Consider the following 17,594-nt stretch of genomic DNA (forward strand, 5'->3'; position numbering starts at 1 on the left):
GCTCGTGGACGTACCCAAGCAAGGGTTTGATCTTGATTTAGACCACGACGCTGACCAGGCGACCCTTCACGACGATGACCTTCTTCGGCTCCTTGCCGGCCAGCGCCTCGGCGACCGACGCCAGGGCCGCGGACCGGACCTCGTCCTCGGGGGTGTCCGGCGAGACCTCGACACGTCCGCGGACCTTGCCGTTGACCTGCACCGGGTAGGTGATCGAGTCGGCCACCAGCTGCGCCGGGTCGGCGACCGGGAAATCGGCGTAGGCCAGCGTGCCCTCGTGGCCCAGCCGGCCCCACAGCTCCTCGGCCAGGTGCGGCGCGAACGGCGACATCATCAGCACCAGCGGCTCGACCGCCTCACGCGAGACCGTCGGCAGCGGGGTCAGCGTGTTGGTCAGCTCGATCAGCTTGGCGATCGCGGTGTTGAACCGCAGCTCGTCCATGTCCTCGCGGACGCCGGCGATGACCTTGTGCAGCACCTTGCGGGACTTCGGGTCCAGCGGCTGGTCGGTGACCCGGTTGGCGCCGGTCTCCTCGTCGACGACCAGGCGCCAGGCGCGCTGCAGGAAGCGCTGCGAGCCGACGACAGCCCGGGTCTCCCAGGGGCGGGAGACGTCCAGCGGGCCCATCGCCATCTCGTAGACGCGGAACGTGTCGGCGCCGTACTGGTCACACATCTCGTCCGGGGTCACCACGTTCTTCAGCGACTTGCCCATCTTGCCGTACTCACGGTTGACCGGCTGGTCACCGTAGTACCACTTGCCGTCACGCTCGACGACCTCCTCGGCCGGCACGATCACGCCGCGGGCGTCCCGGAACGCGTACGCCTGGATGTAGCCCTGGTTGAACAGCTTGCGGAACGGCTCGAACGAGGAGACGTGACCCAGGTCGAACAGGACCTTGTGCCAGAAACGGGCGTACAGCAGGTGCAGCACCGCGTGCTCGACGCCGCCGACGTACAGGTCGACGCCGCCGCAGTCGCCGGCCGCCTTCGGGCCCATCCAGTAGGCCTCGTTGGCCGGGTCGACCAGCTTCTGCTCGTTGTGCGGGTCCAGGTAGCGCAGCTCGTACCAGCAGGAACCGGCCCACTGCGGCATGGTGTTGGTCTCGCGGGTGTACGTCTTCGGACCGTCGCCCAGGTCCAGTTCGACCTGCACCCAGTCCTTGATCCGGGACAGCGGGGTCTCCGGCTCGGTGTCGGCGTCGTCCGGGTCGAAGGTGCGCGGCGAGAAGTCGTCGGTGTCGGGCAGCACGACCGGCAGCATCGCGTCGGGCAGCGCGATCGGCAGGCCGGTCTCGTCGTAGACGATCGGGAACGGCTCGCCCCAGTACCGCTGGCGGCTGAACAGCCAGTCCCGCAGGCGGTAGGTGGTGGCGCCCTGCCCGAAGCCCTTCTCCTCCAGCCAGGCGATCATCGCGGCCTTGGCCTCGGCCTTGTTCAGCCCGTTCAGGAATCCTGAATTGATGGCGACACCGTCGCCGACCCAGGCGCCGCCGTCAAAATCCTCAGGAGCTTCGACGGTACGGACGATGGGCAGCTCGAAGACGGTGGCGAACTCGAAGTCGCGCTCGTCGTGGGCCGGCACCGCCATGATCGCGCCGGTGCCGTAGCCGGCCAGCACGTAGTCGGCGATGAAGACCGGGACGCTCTCGCCGTTGACCGGGTTGGTCGCGTAGGCGCCGGTGAAGACGCCGGTCTTGACCTTGCCGTCGGCGGTGCGCTCCTCCTCCGTCTTGGCGGCGGCGGTGGCTTTGTAGGCGGCGACGGCCTCGGCCGGGGTCGCCTTCCCACCGGTCCAGATCTCCTTCGTCCCGGTCGGCCAGGCGGCCGGAACGATCGTGGAAACCAGCTCGTGCTCCGGGGCCAGCACCATGTAGGTGGCGCCGAACAGCGTGTCCGGGCGGGTGGTGAAGACCGTGATCTTGTCCGATTCGACGGAGAAATCGACGTGCGCACCCTGCGAGCGGCCGATCCAGTTGCGCTGCATCAGCTTGACCGGCTCCGGCCAGTCCAGCGTGTCCAGGTCCTCGACCAGGCGGTCCCCGTACTGGGTGATCCGCATCATCCACTGCTTCAGGTTGCGCTTGAAGACCGGGAAGTTACCGCGCTCGGAGCGGCCGTCCGGGGTGACCTCCTCGTTCGACAGCACGGTGCCCAGGCCGGGGCACCAGTTGACCGGGGCCTCGGACATGTAGGCCAGCCGGTGGCCGTCGATCACCTTGCGCCGCTCGACCGGGGACAGCCCGGCCCACTCCGTACCCCGCTCGCCGGCCTCGAACGAGGCGATCAGCTCGCTGATCGGGCGGGCCTTGTTCACCGACGGGTCGAACCAGGAGTTGAAGACCTGCAGGAAGATCCACTGGGTCCAGCGGTAGTACTCCGGGTCGGTGGTGGAGAACGAGCGCCGCTCGTCGTAGGCCAGGCCCAGGCGGCGCAGCTGCTGCCGGTACCGCTCGACGTTGGCCGCGGTGGTGACCGCCGGGTGGGTGCCGGTCTGCACCGCGTACTGCTCGGCGGGCAGGCCGAAGGCGTCGAAGCCCATCGGGTGCAGCACGTTGTAGCCGGTCATCCGCTTGTAGCGGGTGTAGGAGTCGGTGCCGATGTAGCCCAGCGGGTGCCCGACGTGCAGGCCGGCACCGGACGGGTACGGGAACATGTCCTGTACGTGCAGCTTCGGCGCACCGGCGCGGGGATGATCCGGGTCGGCCAGCTCGCCGACCGGGTTGGGCGCGTGGAACGTCCCGTTCTCCGCCCAGTACCGCTGCCAGCGCAGCTCGATCTCGCCGGCCAGCGCGGCGGTGTAGCGGAACGGGTTCTCGGTCTCGCTCATCTTCAACACCATCTCGTCTACGTCAAAAGGGCTGGGGTTCGCGCGCTCCGGGCATAAAAAAGCCCCTCACGCAGGAGGGGGCGCCGTGCTGTCACCAATCCGGAATCAACACCGGGGGATCAGCACGGCCGGCTAAGGAGCAGAACACGCCAAGCCATGCGCGCCATGATACCCGCCTTCCGTCACGCACGGCGACCGGTATGCCGTCGGGGATGTTCGGTTCCGGAATCCGATCACTGTCGGTAGATGGACCATGTTCGTCCCGTTTTCCAGAAAACCCCGGTCGTTCCGGCCTTTCGAAGGGGTGTGCGGGCGGGGATAACCTGTCAGGAACGGGCGGCGAGCGCCGGAGGCCCACGGCCGCTGGGCGCCCGCAACCTTGGGGTGCCCTGACACTGGGTGATCCACTGCTCGGGGTACGTATCACTTGGAGGAAAGCCCGTGACAACGCCGACCTGGGGCGAGCCGACAGGACCGCTGACGAACGCCGAGTTCCGCGCCGCGACACAAGCCATCATGGCCAACATCGAGCAGGTCATCGAGGGCAAGAGCGCGACGGTGCGGCTGGCCCTCGCGGTGCTGCTGGCCGAGGGGCACCTGCTGATCGAGGACGTACCGGGCGTGGGCAAGACGAAACTCGCCAAGGCGCTCGCCCGATCCATCGACTGTTCGGTCCGCCGGATCCAGTTCACCCCGGATTTGTTGCCCAGCGATGTCACCGGGGTGAGCGTCTACAACCAGGAGACCCGGGACTTCGAGTTCAAGCCGGGCGCCGTCTTCGCCAACCTGGTGGTCGGCGACGAGATCAACCGGGCGTCGCCGAAGACCCAGTCCGCGCTCCTGGAGTGCATGGAGGAACGGCAGGTCACCGTCGACGGCACGACGTACGAGCTGCAGTCGCCGTTCATGGTGGTGGCCACGCAGAACCCGATCGAGATGGAGGGGACCTACCCGCTGCCCGAGGCGCAGCGGGACCGGTTCACCGCCCGGATCGCGATGGGGTACCCGGATCCCCGGGCCGAACTCGCCATGCTGACCGGCAACGCCGACCACGACCCGCTGAACGACCTGCGGGCGGTCGCCGACGCCACGATGATCCGCCGGCTGATCGAGACGGCCCGCGCGGTGCACGCCGCCGACGCCGTCCAGCAGTACGCGATCGCCCTGGTCACGGCCACCCGGGAGGCGCCCGAGATCCGTCTCGGGGCGTCCCCGCGGTCGACGCTGCAGCTGATCCGTACGGCCAAGGCGGTGGCCGCGCTCGAAGGGCGCGACTACGTGCTGCCCGACGATCTGCAGGCGCTGGCCGTCCCGGTCCTCGCGCACCGGCTCATCCCGACGCCGGACGCGCAGCTCAACCGGCGGACCACCGACACCATCGTCTCCGAGATCGTGCACCGGCTGCCGATCCCGCACTCGAACCGGAACCCGTACGACACCCGCGCCGGTGGCGGCGGCACCCAGTACGAGTCCCGGGGGCGGTGATCATGCGAGAGGCGCTGCGAGGTCTCACCACGCGCGGCCGCTCGTTCCTGGCCGCCGCGATCGCCGCCGGCATCTCGGCGCTCATCCTCGGTGAGCGCGACCTGCTGCGCGTCGCGGTTCTCCTGGCCGCCCTGCCGTTGCTGGCCGCGGCGTACGTCGGCCGGAGCCGCTACAAACTGGCGTGCACCCGTTCGCTGGAGCCGGGCCGAGCCCCGGTCGGCTCCAGCGCGCGGGTCATCCTGCGCCTGCAGAACCTGTCCCGGCTGCCCACCGGCACCATGCTCCTGGAGGACCGGCTGCCCTACGCGCTGGGCAGCCGTCCCCGGGTCGTGCTGGAACGGCTCGGGGCACACCAGGCCAGCTCGGTGGCGTACACGGTCCGCGCCGACGTGCGCGGGCGGTACCCGATCGGCCCGCTGGTGATCCGCCTGACCGACCCGTTCGGGCTCTGCGAGCTGACCCGCTCGTTCCCCAGCGTCGACCAGCTCACCGTGATCCCGCAGGTCGTGCCGCTCCCCCGGGTCCGCCTGGCCGGGGAGTACGCGGGTACCGGCGACAGCCGCGCCCGCTCGGTCGCGGTCCACGGCGAGGACGACGCCGCCACCCGGGAGTACCGGCGCGGCGACGATCTCCGCCGGGTGCACTGGCGGTCGACCGCCCGTACCGGCGAATTGATGGTCCGCCGGGAGGAGCAGCCCTGGGAGAGCCGGGCCACGGTGGTCCTGGACACCCGGGCCCAGGCGCACCGCGGCGAGGGTCCGACGGCCAGTTTCGAGTGGGCCGTCTCGGCCGCCGCCAGCATCGCGGTGCACCTGCGCGAGGCCGGCTACAAGGTGCGTCTGGTGACCGGCACCGGCATCGACATCGACGGCGCCGAGACCGGCGGCGAGGGTCTGATCATGGACGCCCTGGCCGACGTGAAGACGCTCTCCAACGGTGACGTGTCGGTCCTGGTCGAGACCGTCCGGCGGCGTTCCGACGGCGGCCTGGTGATCGGCCTGTTCGGCACGCTCACCACCGCCGAGGCGCACCTGCTGAGCCAGCTCCGGGGCAACGGCGCCACCTGCATCGGGTTCGCCATCGACAGCTCCACCTGGGTGTCGATGACGGCCGGCGACCGGCAGGAGTCGGACCGCGAGCACGCGGCCGCGACGGTGGCGCTGGTACGCAGCGGCTGGCGGTCGCTGCCGGTGTCGCACGGCGAGACGCTGCCCGGGCTGTGGCCCACCGTGGGCCGCGGCTCGCAGGGCTTCGCCTACCGCGCGGCGATGGCCGAGACGGTGAGCGGGGTGAACCGATGACCGGCCGCCGCCGTCTCGGACTGGTCGCGGCCGGGGCCACGCTGCTGTCCTCGGCCCCCCTCGCGACGATCTTCGACAAGTGGACCTGGCTGCTCCAGGTGATCCTCACCGTCGTCATGATCGCCGGGGCCGGGGTGCTCACCCGCACCCTGCGCTTCCCCAGCTGGGCCCAGGCCCTGGGGATGGTCGTGGCCATGCTCGTCACGCTCACCTGGATCTTCCCGAGCGGGCACGAGCTGCTGGTGCCGACGCCGGCCACGATCGCCCACTTCGGCGAGCTGATCCAGCAGGCCGGGCAGGACACCCGGTCGTACGCGGTGCCCGTCCCGGACCGCGACGGCCTGCTCTTCGTCGCGGCCCTCGGCATCGGCGTCGTCGCCATCGTGGTCGACCTGCTCACCGCCGTGTTCCGCCGACCGGCGCTGGCCGGCCTGCCGATGCTGGCGATCTACTCGATCCCGGTCGCGGTCTACCTGGACAGCGTGCCGGTCACCCCGTTCATCATCGGCGCCTGCGGGTACCTGTGGCTGCTGGTCGCCGACAACGTCGACCGGGTCCGCCGGTTCGGCCGCCGGTTCACCGGCGACGGGCGCGACGTGGACGTCTGGGAGCCGTCACCGCTGGCCGCCGCCGGGCGCCGGCTCGGCCTGGTCGGCGTGCTCGTCGCCGTGCTGCTGCCACTCATCGTGCCGACCGTCAGCGGCGGCCTGCTGTCCCAGCTCACCCAGAGCGGGACCGGGGCCGGCACCGGGGTGGGCCCGGGCGGCAGCGGGAAGATCGACCTGTTCGCCAAGCTCAGCGGCCAGCTCAGCCAGAACGCCACGGTCAACCTGCTCAAGGTGACGACGAACGAGAAAGACCCGTTCTACCTGCGGTTCGGCGTCGCCGACCAGCTCACCGCCGAGGGCTTCGGCAACCAGCAGCCGAACGGGAACACGCTCAACAAGGGCAGCCTGCCCGACCCGCGGCGCGACGGCGCGACCCTGCAGACGTCGTTCCAGCAGTACCACGCCGACATCGAGGTCACCGACGCGCTGCGGCAGAACATGGCGCCGCTGTACTCGTACCCGGTCGGGATCAGCGACCTCACCGGCAGCTGGGCGTACGACGGGAGCCAGCAGGTTCTCTACTCCAACCGGAACACGACCAGCAAGCAGAAGTACTCGATCGACTACCTGCGGGCGCAGTACACGCCGGCCGAACTGCGGACCGCGCTGTCACTGAACCAGAACGACCCGATCCGGCGGGCGTACACGGTCGTCCCGGTCAACGCCTACGTGAACCAGCAGGTCGCGAAGCTGACCAAGGGCAAGACCAACGACTACGACAAGGTCCGCTCGATCTACGACTCGTTCTCCAAGAAGTACGGGTTCTCGTACAGCCTGTCCACGCAGCCCGCCGGGAACGTCTCCGAGATCGAGGCGTTCCTGAAGAACAAGGTGGGCTACTGCCAGCAGTACGCGGCGGCGATGGCGTGGATGGTGCGGGCCGCCGGCATCCCGGCCCGGGTCGCGTTCGGCTTCACCCGGGGCACCCCGGAGGACGGTGACACGTACGTCATCACCAACCGCAACGCCCACGCCTGGACCGAGGTCTACCTGCAGGGCTTCGGCTGGGTTCCGTTCGACGCGACACCGTCGGCCGGAGTCGCCGGCTCCACCCGGTCCGACTGGGCACCGGACGTCGACCGGACCACCGCGCCGTCCGCCACCGGGACGACCGCCCCGGCCACCGGCGCCAGCGGATCCGCCTCGGCCGGCCCGAACCAGCGGCCCGACAAGGCGGCCGACGGCGACAACCCGTCCGGCACCGGCGTCGTCGCCCCCGACCAGAACAACTGGACCGGCCTGCTGATCTTCGGCCTGGTCGCCACGCTCATCGCGTTGCTGCTGGTCCCGGCGTTACGCCGGGTCCTGCTACGACGTCAGCGACACGCGGCGACCGCCGGTCCGCCACCCGCGGTGATCAACCCGCCGGAGCCCGGACCGGCCGGAGCGGTCACCGGGATCGTGGTCAGCGCCGAAACCACCCAGGCCCGGGCCGACGCCCACGCGGCCTGGGACGAGCTGATCGACACGATGGTCGACTACCAGATCACGGTCGACCCGACGGAGACACCACGGCTCACCGCGCAACGGCTGATCCGGGAAGCCGTCCTGACCGAGCAGCCGGCCGCCGCGGCCGAACTGCTCGGCACCGCCGAGGAACGCGCCCGGTACGCCCGGCAGCCCATGCAGGGCGCGGAACTGACCTCGGCACTACGCCAGGTCCGATCCGGGATGGCCCACTCGGTGAACACACGGGTCCGGCTGCGGGCGGTCCTCCTCCCGCCGTCGATCATGCTCAGCTGGCGGCTGGGGCTGGCCGAGGCCGGTACCCGGTCGATGGAGGTGTCGGGGCGGTTCGGGGAGTGGTTGACCCGCTTCAACCCCCGGCGGCTGCTCAACCGGGCCCGCTGACCCGGGCCGCCGCCTCGGTCCGTTCACCCCGGGGCCTGCTTATCCCGGGCCTAGTGCGAAAGGGCGCCGTCCTCCGGAGGACGGCGCCCTTTCGTTCGGCGCTCAGGGCTCTACCGCAAACCTTGAGACAGCCCTCACCACCAGCCGCACAAGCCCAGCTGGCACCCACGGCTGCAACGCGACCCTGAAACAGCCCTCACCACCAGCCGCACAGGCTCAGCTGGCACCCACGGCTGCAACGCGACCCTGAAACAGCCCTCACCACCAGCCACGCAAGCCCAGCTGGCGCTCACGGCTGCAACCCGGCCCTGAGGCAGCCCTGAGCACCAGCTGGCAGCTGGGGCGAGCTGCGGCCGGGAGCCGGCCGGGCCTTGAGCTGGGCGGGCGAGAGCGTGGCTGGACGCGGGCGGGGACACGCGCGGCGGGCGGGGCGCAAGCGGTGCAGCAACTGGGCGCGGGCGGGGCCGCGCAGGGAGCGGCTGGGCGCGGGCGGGAGCGGGAGCGGCGCGAGCAGGGATGGGGGCCGCAGAGGCGGGGCCGCGCGGGCAGAGGCGGGGCCGCGCGGGCAGAGGCGGGGCCGCGCGGGCAGAGGCGGGGCCGCGCGGGCAGAGGCGGGGCCGCGCGGGCAGAGGTGGGGCGGGGTTGTCGCCGTACGGCGGGAAATGGGCATGGAGAGGAAGCGGACCGCGAGTGGCGCAGCGGCCTCGAGATACGACGACGGCGGCCTTACGGCCGCCGTTCGTCGGTGCAGGCCGAAGCCGTCAGCGATGGCCTTCCGGCCGCTGCTTCCAGCGGTCCTCGAGCCGGTCGAGGAAGCCACCGTTCCCCTTGCGGCCCTGGCGGGTCCGCCGGGAGGCGGTGCCGCCCACGGATCTGAGGTCGGGGGCCTGGCCACGTTTACGCGACTGCATCGCGAACGCGGCGGACCCGAGCATCACGACGAAGCCGGCGACGCCGAGCAACACGGTGCCGGAAGCCGCCCCGTAGACGACGAGAGCCAGACCCAGCACGATGACGAACGCGGCGATGATGAGCCGGCGCCGTGCGTGGAAACGCGGGTCGCTGGCCCGCACAGCCGAGGCGAATTTGGGGTCCTCGGCAAGCGACCGCTCGATCTGATCGAACAGCCGCTGCTCGTGCTCCGAGAGCGGCACGGCTTTCCTCCCCGGGCGCATGTCCGGCCCAAGTGGGGCCGGGGCAGCCGTCGGCTGCCTTACCACGCAAGTCTACGAGGGGGTTGCCGGGTCGGAAAGCGGGACGACGGCCGAGTGCGGGTGATTTTCCCGGCCCTAAAGATCGTTTCGTCCCAAAAGCCCGTCTTACCAGGCCAGTTACCGCTGGTGAAACATCCGCGACATCGAGTGATACGGATGCCTTTTGTTCATCTGGCGATCAGCAGGGGCACGGTCATCTCGGCCGCGGTGGCCGAACCGTGGTACGCCACGAGCTGTCCCGCCTTGACCGGTTCCCATCCGGAGGCGACCGCGACCGCCCGGCCCCAGCAGATCACCACGACCTCCCCGATCCGGTCGGCGTGCCCGGCCGGCACCGGCCCGAACCAGCCCTCGTCGATCGCCTCCTCGCGGGTCACCACGGTGGCGTCCGCCCCGAAGACTCCGCGCCAGTTGGCCAGGACGTCGTCGCGGGCGCCGGGCTCCGCATACAGGTAGCGGACCCGCGGCTCGCCGGCCACCCCGGTCACGCCGTCGCGCAGCTCGGCGATCTCGGCCATGTCCCGCCGGCCCTCCAGCGGCACGTTCAGCTGGCCGTGATCGGCGACCACGAGCAGCGCGGACCGCGGCGGCAGGCCGTGGACGAGCCGGTCGAGCAGTGTGTCGACCCCGCGGGCGGCCTCCCGCCAGGTGTCCGAGCCGACCCCGTCCTCGTGGCCGAAGTGGTCGAGATCCGGGTGGTAGCCGTAGACCAGCGCCGGGCCGTCGGAGTTCCGCAGCGCGGCCAGCATCCCGTCGGCGACCGCCAGGCCGTCGGCGGCGCCCCGGTACTCCGCGCCCCGGTTCGCGGCCACGCTCAGGCCGCTGCCCTCGAACTGCGGCTTGCTGACCACGGTGACCCGGACCCCGGCGGCGGCGGCCAGTTCCATGCGGGTGGGGACCGGCTGCCACGTACGCGGATCGGGGTCGTCGCCCCACAGGATGTGCGTGAGCGGGCGGCCGTCGGGCCGGCGGACCGTGAAGCCGAGCACCCCGTGCGCGCCCGGCGGCACGCCGGCCCCGAGCGTGACCAGGCTGACCGGGGTCGTGGACGGGAACCCGGCGGTGAGCGTGCCGGCGTGCCCGCGACCACCGGAGGCCAGGTCGGCCAGGACCGGGGCGTGCGGCGCGGCGAGCGGCAACTGGTACGCCCCCAGGCCGTCGACCAGCAGCACCGCGACCCGGTCGACCCCGTCCAGCCGGGCGCCCAGGCCGAGCACGTCGGCCGCGCCGGGGACGCCGAGCACCGCGCTGACGCTGGGCAGCAGGTCGGCCAGGCTGCCGGTGCCGTAGGCGGGCCGGACGAGCCGCAGCGCGTCGGGGTGCAGCCCGTCCTCCGGGAAGCTCCGGGCGGCCGGCTGCTCGCTCACGGCCGGCGGGCGAACAGGTGCAGCTGGGAGGCGATGTCCCGGAACGGCGGCTGCGCGCTCAGCGCCAGCTCCAGGTCGAGCACCGCCTGCGGGTCCTCCTCGATCACGGTGGCCGGGAGGAGATCGGCGACCACCCGGACGCCATGGGTCTGCTCGACCTCGAGGCCGGCCGACCGCAACAGCTCGGCGGCGGTCTCGGCGTCGTAGCGCCGGCGCAGCGTGTCCCGCGGGCCGGACCGGCCCTCCGGGTCCGTGACCAGCGCGGACGCCGCCCGCAGATGTCCGTTGATCGCCCGGCCGAGGATCGCCGCGGCGCGCCCGGCGACCAGCAGGCTGACCGCGCCGCCCGGCCGCAGCGCCCCGGCGATCGCGGCGACGACCCGGGTCGGATCGTCGACGACCTCGAGCACGGCGTGGCACAGGATCAGGTCGACGCTGCCCGGCTCGACCAGCCCGGCCAGCGCGTCGCCGTCACCCTGCACGGCCCGCACCCGCCCGGCGACCCCGGCGTCGGCGGCGCGACGGGTCAGGGCGGCCAGCGCGTCCGGGCTGGCGTCGACGACGGTGACGGTGTGCCCGGCCTCGGCCAGGGGGACGGCGAATCCGCCGGTGCCGCCGCCGACGTCGAGGACGGTCAGCTCACGGCCGGCGTGCCGGTCCAGCTCACGGCGCAGAACAGCCCAGACCGCCGCGGTGCGCGCGGTGACGAGCGGCCGGCCGTTACGTGCGATTGCGGTGTCCACGCACGGCAGCCTAGTCGCCATGACAAGCTCTTTCCCGCCACCACTCACCTCGTGCGGGGTCAGAAGGCGAACAGGATCCCGGTGGCCCGGCTCATCTCGCAACTGTTGCCGTAGGTGTGCGACCACCGGACCGCGCGCCCCCGCCACACCCCGCTGAGCCGCGCGGTGACCGGCTTGTAGAGCAGGAAGCAGTACCGGTCGGCCGGTGTGATCCGCGCCGGGTCGGCGCCGACCCGGGACAGTTGCGCGCAGGCCTGGGGCGGGTCGGGGTGCCCGCCGCCGTCCGGGTCGCAGGTCAGTTTGACCGCGGCGGCACCCCCGCCCGCGTCGGCGACCCGGGTCAGGGTGAGTCGTGAGCCGGCGACCGGCCCGGGCGCGGGTGCGGGCCCGGCCAGGACCGCCGCCACGGCGACGAAGCTCATGCAGATTCCGAACGACATGGCGCACTCCCCGATGGTTCCTGGAAGCGCACCTTATGCCAACAAAACCCTAAAATCCGGCAAATCACAAAACCCGACTCTTCCCGTACGGCGGTGAGCCGCCCCGAAAATCAGCGGAAGTCCCGCGAGGCCGGGGTCACCGGCGGGTTGAGCGTCTCCAGCCGATCCGCCACCAGGTTCAGCACCCCCTCCGCCTTCTCCAGTTTCCCGCGCACCAGCAGCGCCGCACTGCTGCGCGCCACCCGGCGGTACCGCAGCCACAACCCTGGGGAGCAGGTCACGTTCAGCATCCCCGTCTCGTCCTCCAGGTTCACGAACGTCACCCCGCCCGCCGTCGCCGGCCGCTGCCGGTGGGTGACGATCCCGCCGACCAGGACCCGGGTCCCGGCGTCGACCGCGGGCAGTCCGGAGATCGGCACCGCCCCGGCCTGATCGAGCCGGGGGCGCAGGAACCGGGCCGGATGCGTCTCCGGGGACAGCCCGGTCGCCCAGACGTCGGCGACGAGCACGTCGACCTCGCTCATCCCGGGCAGCATGGGCGCCTCGGTGCCGGTCACCGTCCCGGGCAGACGGTCCGGTCTGTCCTGAGCGGCCGCGCCCGCCGCCCACAGCGCCTCGCGCCGGGACAGTCCGAAGCTCGCGAACGCGTCGGCGGTGGCGAGGGCCTCCAGGTGGGCGGTCGAGCAGCCGGTCCGCCGGGCAAGATCGGTCATCGACCGGTACGGCCCGTGCTCGCGGCGTTCGTTCTCGATCAGTTCGGCGAGTTCCGGACCGATCGTCCGGACGGCCTTCAGCCCCTGCCGGACGGCCGGCCCCCCGAGCCCCCAGGCGTGCGGCGGCTCGCCCGCCTCGGCGACGCGCCGGCTCTGCGGGGTGGTCTCCAGGGTGGCCATCGCGTCGCTGCGGTTGATGTCCGGGCGGCGCACCTCGACCCCGTGCCGGCGGGCGTCGTCGACCAGGGTCTGCGGCGAGTAGAAGCCCATGGGCTGGGCGTTCAGCAGCGCGGCGCAGAACGCGGCCGGGTGGTAGCGCTTGAGCCAGGCGCTCGCGTAGACCAGGTACGCGAAGCTCATGGCGTGGCTCTCCGGGAAGCCGTAACTGGCGAACGCGGAGAGCTTGTGGAACAGGTCGTCGGCGAGTTCGCCGGTGATGCCGTTGGCGGCCATCCCTCCGTACAGCCGAATCTTGATCTTCTCCATCTTCTCGACGGATCTCTTCGAACCCATCGCGCGCCGCAACTGATCGGCCTCGGACGGATCAAAACCGGCCACGTCGATGGCCAGTTGCATCAGCTGCTCCTGGAAGAGCGGCACCCCGAGGGTTTTCCGCAACGCGTTCTCCATGCGAGGGTGCGGCACGTCCGGCGGCTCCAGGCCGTTCTTCCGGCGGATGTACGGGTGGACGGACCCGCCCTGGATCGGGCCGGGCCGGATCAGCGCGACCTCGATCACCAGGTCGTAGAAGTTGTCCGGTTTGAGGCGCGGCAGCGTCGCCATCTGCGCCCGGCTCTCCACCTGGAACACCCCGACCGAGTCGGCCCGGCAGAGCATCGCGTAGACCTCGGGGTCGTCGAGCCGCATCGTGCCGATGTCCAGCTCGCTCTCGATCATGTCGTACGCGTAGTGCAGCGCCGACAGCATGCCGAGCCCGAGCAGGTCGAACTTGACCAGGTCGACGGCGGCGCAGTCGTCCTTGTCCCACTGCAGCACGGTGCGGCCCGGCATCCGTCCCCACTCGACCGGGCAGACCTCGATGATCGGGCGGTCGCAGATGACCATGCCGCCGGAGTGGATGCCCAGGTGGCGGGGGAAGTCCTGGACCGCGTTGGCGAACTCCACGACGTGATCGGGCATGTCGCTGCCGGCGGTCGCGACGTCACCCCAGCGGTCGATCTGTTTGCTCCAGGCGTCCTGCTGGCCGGCCGAGAAGCCGAACGCGCGGGCCATGTCCCGCACGGCCGACCGGGGGCGGTAGGAGATCACGTTGGCGACCTGGGCGGTGTGCTCACGTCCGTACTTCCGGTAGACGTGCTGGATGACCTCCTCGCGCCGGTCCGACTCGATGTCGACGTCGATGTCCGGCGGCCCGTCGCGCTCGGGGGCGAGGAAGCGCTCGAAGAGCAGGTTGTACTCGACCGCGTCGACGTTGGTGATCCACAGGGCGTAGCAGACCGCCGAGTTCGCCGCCGAGCCCCGCCCCTGGCAGTAGATCTTCTCCTTCCGGCAGAAGTCGACGATGTCGTAGACGACCAGGAAGTACCCCGGGAAGCCGAGGTCCTCGATCATCCGCAGTTCCTTCTCCAGCTGCGCGTACGCCCTCGGGTGGTGCTCCCCGTAGCGTGCTTTCGCTCCGCGCATGGTCAGCTCGCGCAGCCAGCTCATCTCGGTGTGCCCGGCCGGCACGTCGTAGTCCGGCAGCCGGGGCGCGACCAGCTCCAGGTCGAAGGCGAGGTCGCCGCCGTACATCGCGGCGTTCTCCACCGCGCCCGGATAGCCGGCGAACCGGCGCGCCATCTCGGCGCCGCTGCGCAGGTGAGCGGTGCCGGCCGCGGGCAGCCAGCCGTCCATCTCGTCCAGGCTGCGCCGCGCCCGGACCGCCGCGAGCGCGGTGGCCAGACGACGGCGGGACGGGGTCGCGTAGTGAACGTTCCCGGTCGCCACCACCTCCAGCCGCCGGCTCTTGGCCAGCGCGAAGAGGGCGTCGTTGTAGTCACCGTCGTACGGATGACCATGATCGGTCAGCTCGACCGCCACGTTCGGCGCCCCGAACAGATCGACCAGACGGTCCAGCTCCCACGCGGCCGCGTCCATCCCCTCGGTGGCCAGGGCCAGCGGGACCGGGCCCTTGCGGCAGCCGGTCAGCACGAGCACGTGGTCCTTCAGGACCTCGGCGATCTCTTCCGGACTGCCGTACTCGGGTTTGCCCTTCTCCCCACCCCGCATCTGGGCCTGCGAGATGACCCGGGCCAGCCGGGCGTAACCCTCGTGCCCGTGCGCCAGGGCCAGCAGATGGGCGCCCTCCGGATCCGCCTCGCCGTTCTGCGGCCTGGTCAGGCCCAGCGACAGCTCGGCCCCGAAGATCGTCGGAAGCCTCAGCTCACGGGCCGCCTGGGAGAAGCGGACCACGCCGTAGAAACCGTCGTGATCGGTCACGGCCAGCCCGGTCAGCCCGAGCCGGGCCGCTTCCTCGGCCAGTTCCTCGGGGTGGCTGGCGCCGTCCAGGAAGCTGAAGTTGGTGTGACAGTGCAGCTCGGCGTAGTCGACGCTGCCCTCGGAACGGATCAGGCCGGGGGCGGCCCGGTAGGGCTCGCGCTTACGCGTGAAAGCCGGGGAGTCCCCGCCGTCCGCCTCCGCGACGATCGGATCGACCACCGGCGCCAGGCCGGGATCCGTCCACAGCCCACGCTTCCCCGGTGTCCCGGACAGGACGCGTTCCATCTCGGCCCAGGACCGCTCGGGATTGTGAAAACTCATCGCGCCACCCGGCCGTCAGTCATAGATCGCCTCCACCGTCCACCGCCCCGCCGCCAGCGAGATCAGCACCGCCCGCCCATCAGCCAGCACCATCTGGAACCGCGCCCGCCGCCGCGCCTCCTCCCCCGCCCACCAGCGCTCCTCGATCGGCCACGGCCCGGCCCAGGCCGTGATGGCCATCGGCGCCGATCGATCGACGGTCAGCGTCGTCGGAACCCCGGTCAACTCCAGCCGCGCGGAAACCCCGACCGGCATCCCGGTCTCGTCATGAACAACCGCCCCGATCGGTTCCCCCAGCACCACGGCGGGTGACGGTCGCGGCAACCGACCGGGCCAGGGGGGCATTCGCGGAGGGCGGGCCTTACGGCCCAACTGCTTTGCGCGTACGGCCGCAGCACCCCCCGATCCCCCGATCCCGCCCGCCGTGCCCTCCCCCATCCCCGCAGTCCCCGATCCACCCACGTCCCCCTTCCCCGGCTCTGCCGCACCCGCGGCGTCCCCCTTCGCGCCCGCGTCGCCCTCACGGAGACCCGCAGCTCCGCGCCCTTCCGCGTGGTCCTCTCCCTTCCGCGCAGCGGTCGGCTCATCACTCATGGCCGTCCCGGCTTCCCCCGCCTCGGGGACCAGCGTCAGGTGCGAGCGAGGGGCCGCCCGTTCCTCTGCGGTCCCGCTCTCGCCTTCCGGAGTCCGACTTTTCGCTTTTTTGGACTTTTTTTCGGTGACGATCGGCGCCGCGGCGAGGGGGATCGGGAAGCGACGCCGACCAGGATCGGCCGGGCGACGGGGCAGGTCAGGAGCGATGGCGCGATCCAGCACGGGCACGGTGACCACGCCCGGGATCGGATCCTCGTGCACCCCGGCCGCCCGGCTCGGCGACCGCTCGTCACCCCACGGCACCAGACGCACCTGGTCGTCCCCGGAACGCCCGCCCCCGACCACCGGCGTCACCACCGATTCCGGCCCGAGTAGGCCCTGCACCCGGCTGAACGCCCGGTGCGCGCGATCCCGTTCGGCCCCGGCGTCACCCCACAGGCCGGGTTGCAGGCCGGCGTGCGCGAGGATCCCGCCCGGGATCAGGCTCAGCCGGACCAGGCCCGCGGTCGGCCGGGCCGGGGCGTTGCGGCGGGCCCCGGTCAGCCAGCCGTCGAGCTGCCAGCGCACCCGTTCGGCGATGGCGGCCGAGGTGAGCAGGCCGTCGTGCCGCCACACCCGGTGCAGTTCCTGGCCGTCCGCGGTGACCGCTTCGACGCCGAGCCGGGTGCAGGCCAGCCCGTACCCGGCCAGCCGGTCGTGCAGGCGCTCGGCCAGCACCCGCCCGGCGAAGGCGGCCGTGTCCACCCGGTCCAGCGGCTCGTCGTACGTCTCGGAGACCACCAGATCGTGGGGCGGCTGCCGGACCGCGAGCGGCCGGTGATCACCCCCGCCGGCCAGCCGATGTGCCAGCGCCCCGTCGAACCCGAACCGGCTCAGCACGTCCCCGGCCGGCAGCGCCGCGAACTCGCCCAGCGTCTTAGCCCCGAGCCGGCGCAGCAGATCGGCCAGCTCCGGCCGGTTCAGCGTCTCGACCGGGAAACCGGCCAGGAAGTCCCCGGTCCGCCCGGGCTCGACGATCTTCCCGTCGCGGGCCGCGATCCCGGCCGCGAACACCCCGTCGGCGATCCCGATCTGGCTCTCCACCGCGCAGGTCTGCGCGATGTGCTCGATGATCCGCTCGGCCGCGGCCTCCTCACCGCCGTAGTACCGCGACGGCCCGCGCGCCGCGAGCGCGCACGCCCCCGGCCGGACCACCTCGACCCCGGCCGCGACCTCCTCCACGGCGGCCACCACCGGCTCGAACGCCCGCGCGTCCCGCCCCGGGTCGTGCTCGACCACGATCAGTTGCGGACACCGCCCCTGCGCGTCCCGCCGCCGCAGCCCCCGCCGCACGCTCTCCCGCCGGGCCGCCTCGGAGCAGGCCAGCACCCGGTTGTCCGCGAACACCGCCATCGGTTCCGCCGCCGGCACCCCGAGCACGATCTCGGCCGCCACCACCGGCCAGTCCGGACACCAGACCAGCAGCGTCCGCCCCGCCGCCCCCATCACTCCCCCACCGAAAACCCCGACGTCACCCCGCCGCGCTCCCCGGCCACCCCCACCCGCCCGATGTCCCCGGCCGAGCCCACCCCACCCTTCCCCGAGCCCACACCCCGCCCACCCCGATCCACAGCCGGGCCGGAGCCCCGCCGATCCGCGGCCGAGCCCCGGCCGCCCCGGTCCGCGACCGCACCCGCCCCGAGCCGATC

At 72.0% G+C, this 17,594-nt stretch carries 10 protein-coding genes; 3 read left to right on the top strand and 7 right to left on the bottom strand.

Going from position 1 to position 17,594, the window contains the following annotated elements:
- Positions 1-37 precede the first annotated feature (37 nt).
- A complete protein-coding gene (leuS, locus tag ACSHV8_RS32550) occupies positions 38-2,830 on the bottom strand; it encodes a leucine--tRNA ligase (RefSeq protein ID WP_436522008.1) in 2,793 nt (930 codons plus the stop codon).
- A 441-nt stretch (positions 2,831-3,271) separates the two neighbouring features.
- On the opposite strand from leuS, the gene ACSHV8_RS32555 reads away from it, so the two are divergent.
- The 3 genes from ACSHV8_RS32555 to ACSHV8_RS32565 are packed head-to-tail and all read left to right on the top strand — an operon-like array spanning position 3,272 to position 8,075.
- Positions 3,272-4,315, top strand: coding sequence for an AAA family ATPase (locus ACSHV8_RS32555; RefSeq protein ID WP_436522010.1), 1,044 nt, complete (start codon positions 3,272-3,274; stop codon positions 4,313-4,315).
- A gap of 2 nt (positions 4,316-4,317) precedes the next feature.
- On the top strand, positions 4,318-5,616 hold the full coding sequence (locus ACSHV8_RS32560; protein WP_436522012.1) for a DUF58 domain-containing protein: 1,299 nt from the start codon (positions 4,318-4,320) through the stop codon (positions 5,614-5,616).
- The gene (locus ACSHV8_RS32565) at positions 5,613-8,075 is read left to right on the top strand and encodes a transglutaminaseTgpA domain-containing protein (protein WP_436522014.1); all 2,463 of its coding nucleotides are present in this window, start codon (positions 5,613-5,615) and stop codon (positions 8,073-8,075) included. The genes ACSHV8_RS32560 and ACSHV8_RS32565 overlap by 4 nt, the downstream gene beginning before the upstream one ends.
- A 761-nt stretch (positions 8,076-8,836) precedes the next feature.
- On the opposite strand, the gene ACSHV8_RS32570 is transcribed toward ACSHV8_RS32565, so the two are convergent.
- From ACSHV8_RS32570 to ACSHV8_RS32595, 6 genes are all read right to left on the bottom strand, one after another.
- Entirely contained in the window at positions 8,837-9,229 is a 393-nt protein-coding gene (locus ACSHV8_RS32570; protein ID WP_436522016.1) for a DUF3040 domain-containing protein, read from the bottom strand.
- 227 nt (positions 9,230-9,456) lie between these two features.
- On the bottom strand, positions 9,457-10,656 hold the full coding sequence (locus ACSHV8_RS32575) for an alkaline phosphatase family protein (protein ID WP_436522018.1): 1,200 nt from the start codon (positions 10,654-10,656) through the stop codon (positions 9,457-9,459).
- Positions 10,653-11,420: a methyltransferase domain-containing protein gene (locus tag ACSHV8_RS32580; protein WP_436522020.1), complete on the bottom strand. Its 768-nt coding sequence runs from the start codon at positions 11,418-11,420 to the stop codon at positions 10,653-10,655. The genes ACSHV8_RS32575 and ACSHV8_RS32580 overlap by 4 nt, the downstream gene beginning before the upstream one ends.
- Positions 11,421-11,458: 38 nt before the next feature.
- A complete protein-coding gene (locus ACSHV8_RS32585; RefSeq protein ID WP_436522022.1) occupies positions 11,459-11,839 on the bottom strand; it encodes an SSI family serine proteinase inhibitor in 381 nt (126 codons plus the stop codon).
- A gap of 110 nt (positions 11,840-11,949) precedes the next feature.
- Positions 11,950-15,312, bottom strand: a complete 3,363-nt coding sequence (locus ACSHV8_RS32590) for an error-prone DNA polymerase (RefSeq protein ID WP_436522024.1) — start codon at positions 15,310-15,312, stop codon at positions 11,950-11,952.
- Positions 15,313-15,327: 15 nt separating this feature from the next.
- Positions 15,328-17,391, bottom strand: coding sequence for a DNA polymerase Y family protein (locus tag ACSHV8_RS32595; protein ID WP_436522026.1), 2,064 nt, complete (start codon positions 17,389-17,391; stop codon positions 15,328-15,330).
- Positions 17,392-17,594 lie beyond the last annotated feature (203 nt).

This window comes from Actinoplanes sp. HUAS TT8 (assembly GCF_051380535.1).
Lineage (GTDB): Bacteria > Actinomycetota > Actinomycetes > Mycobacteriales > Micromonosporaceae > Actinoplanes.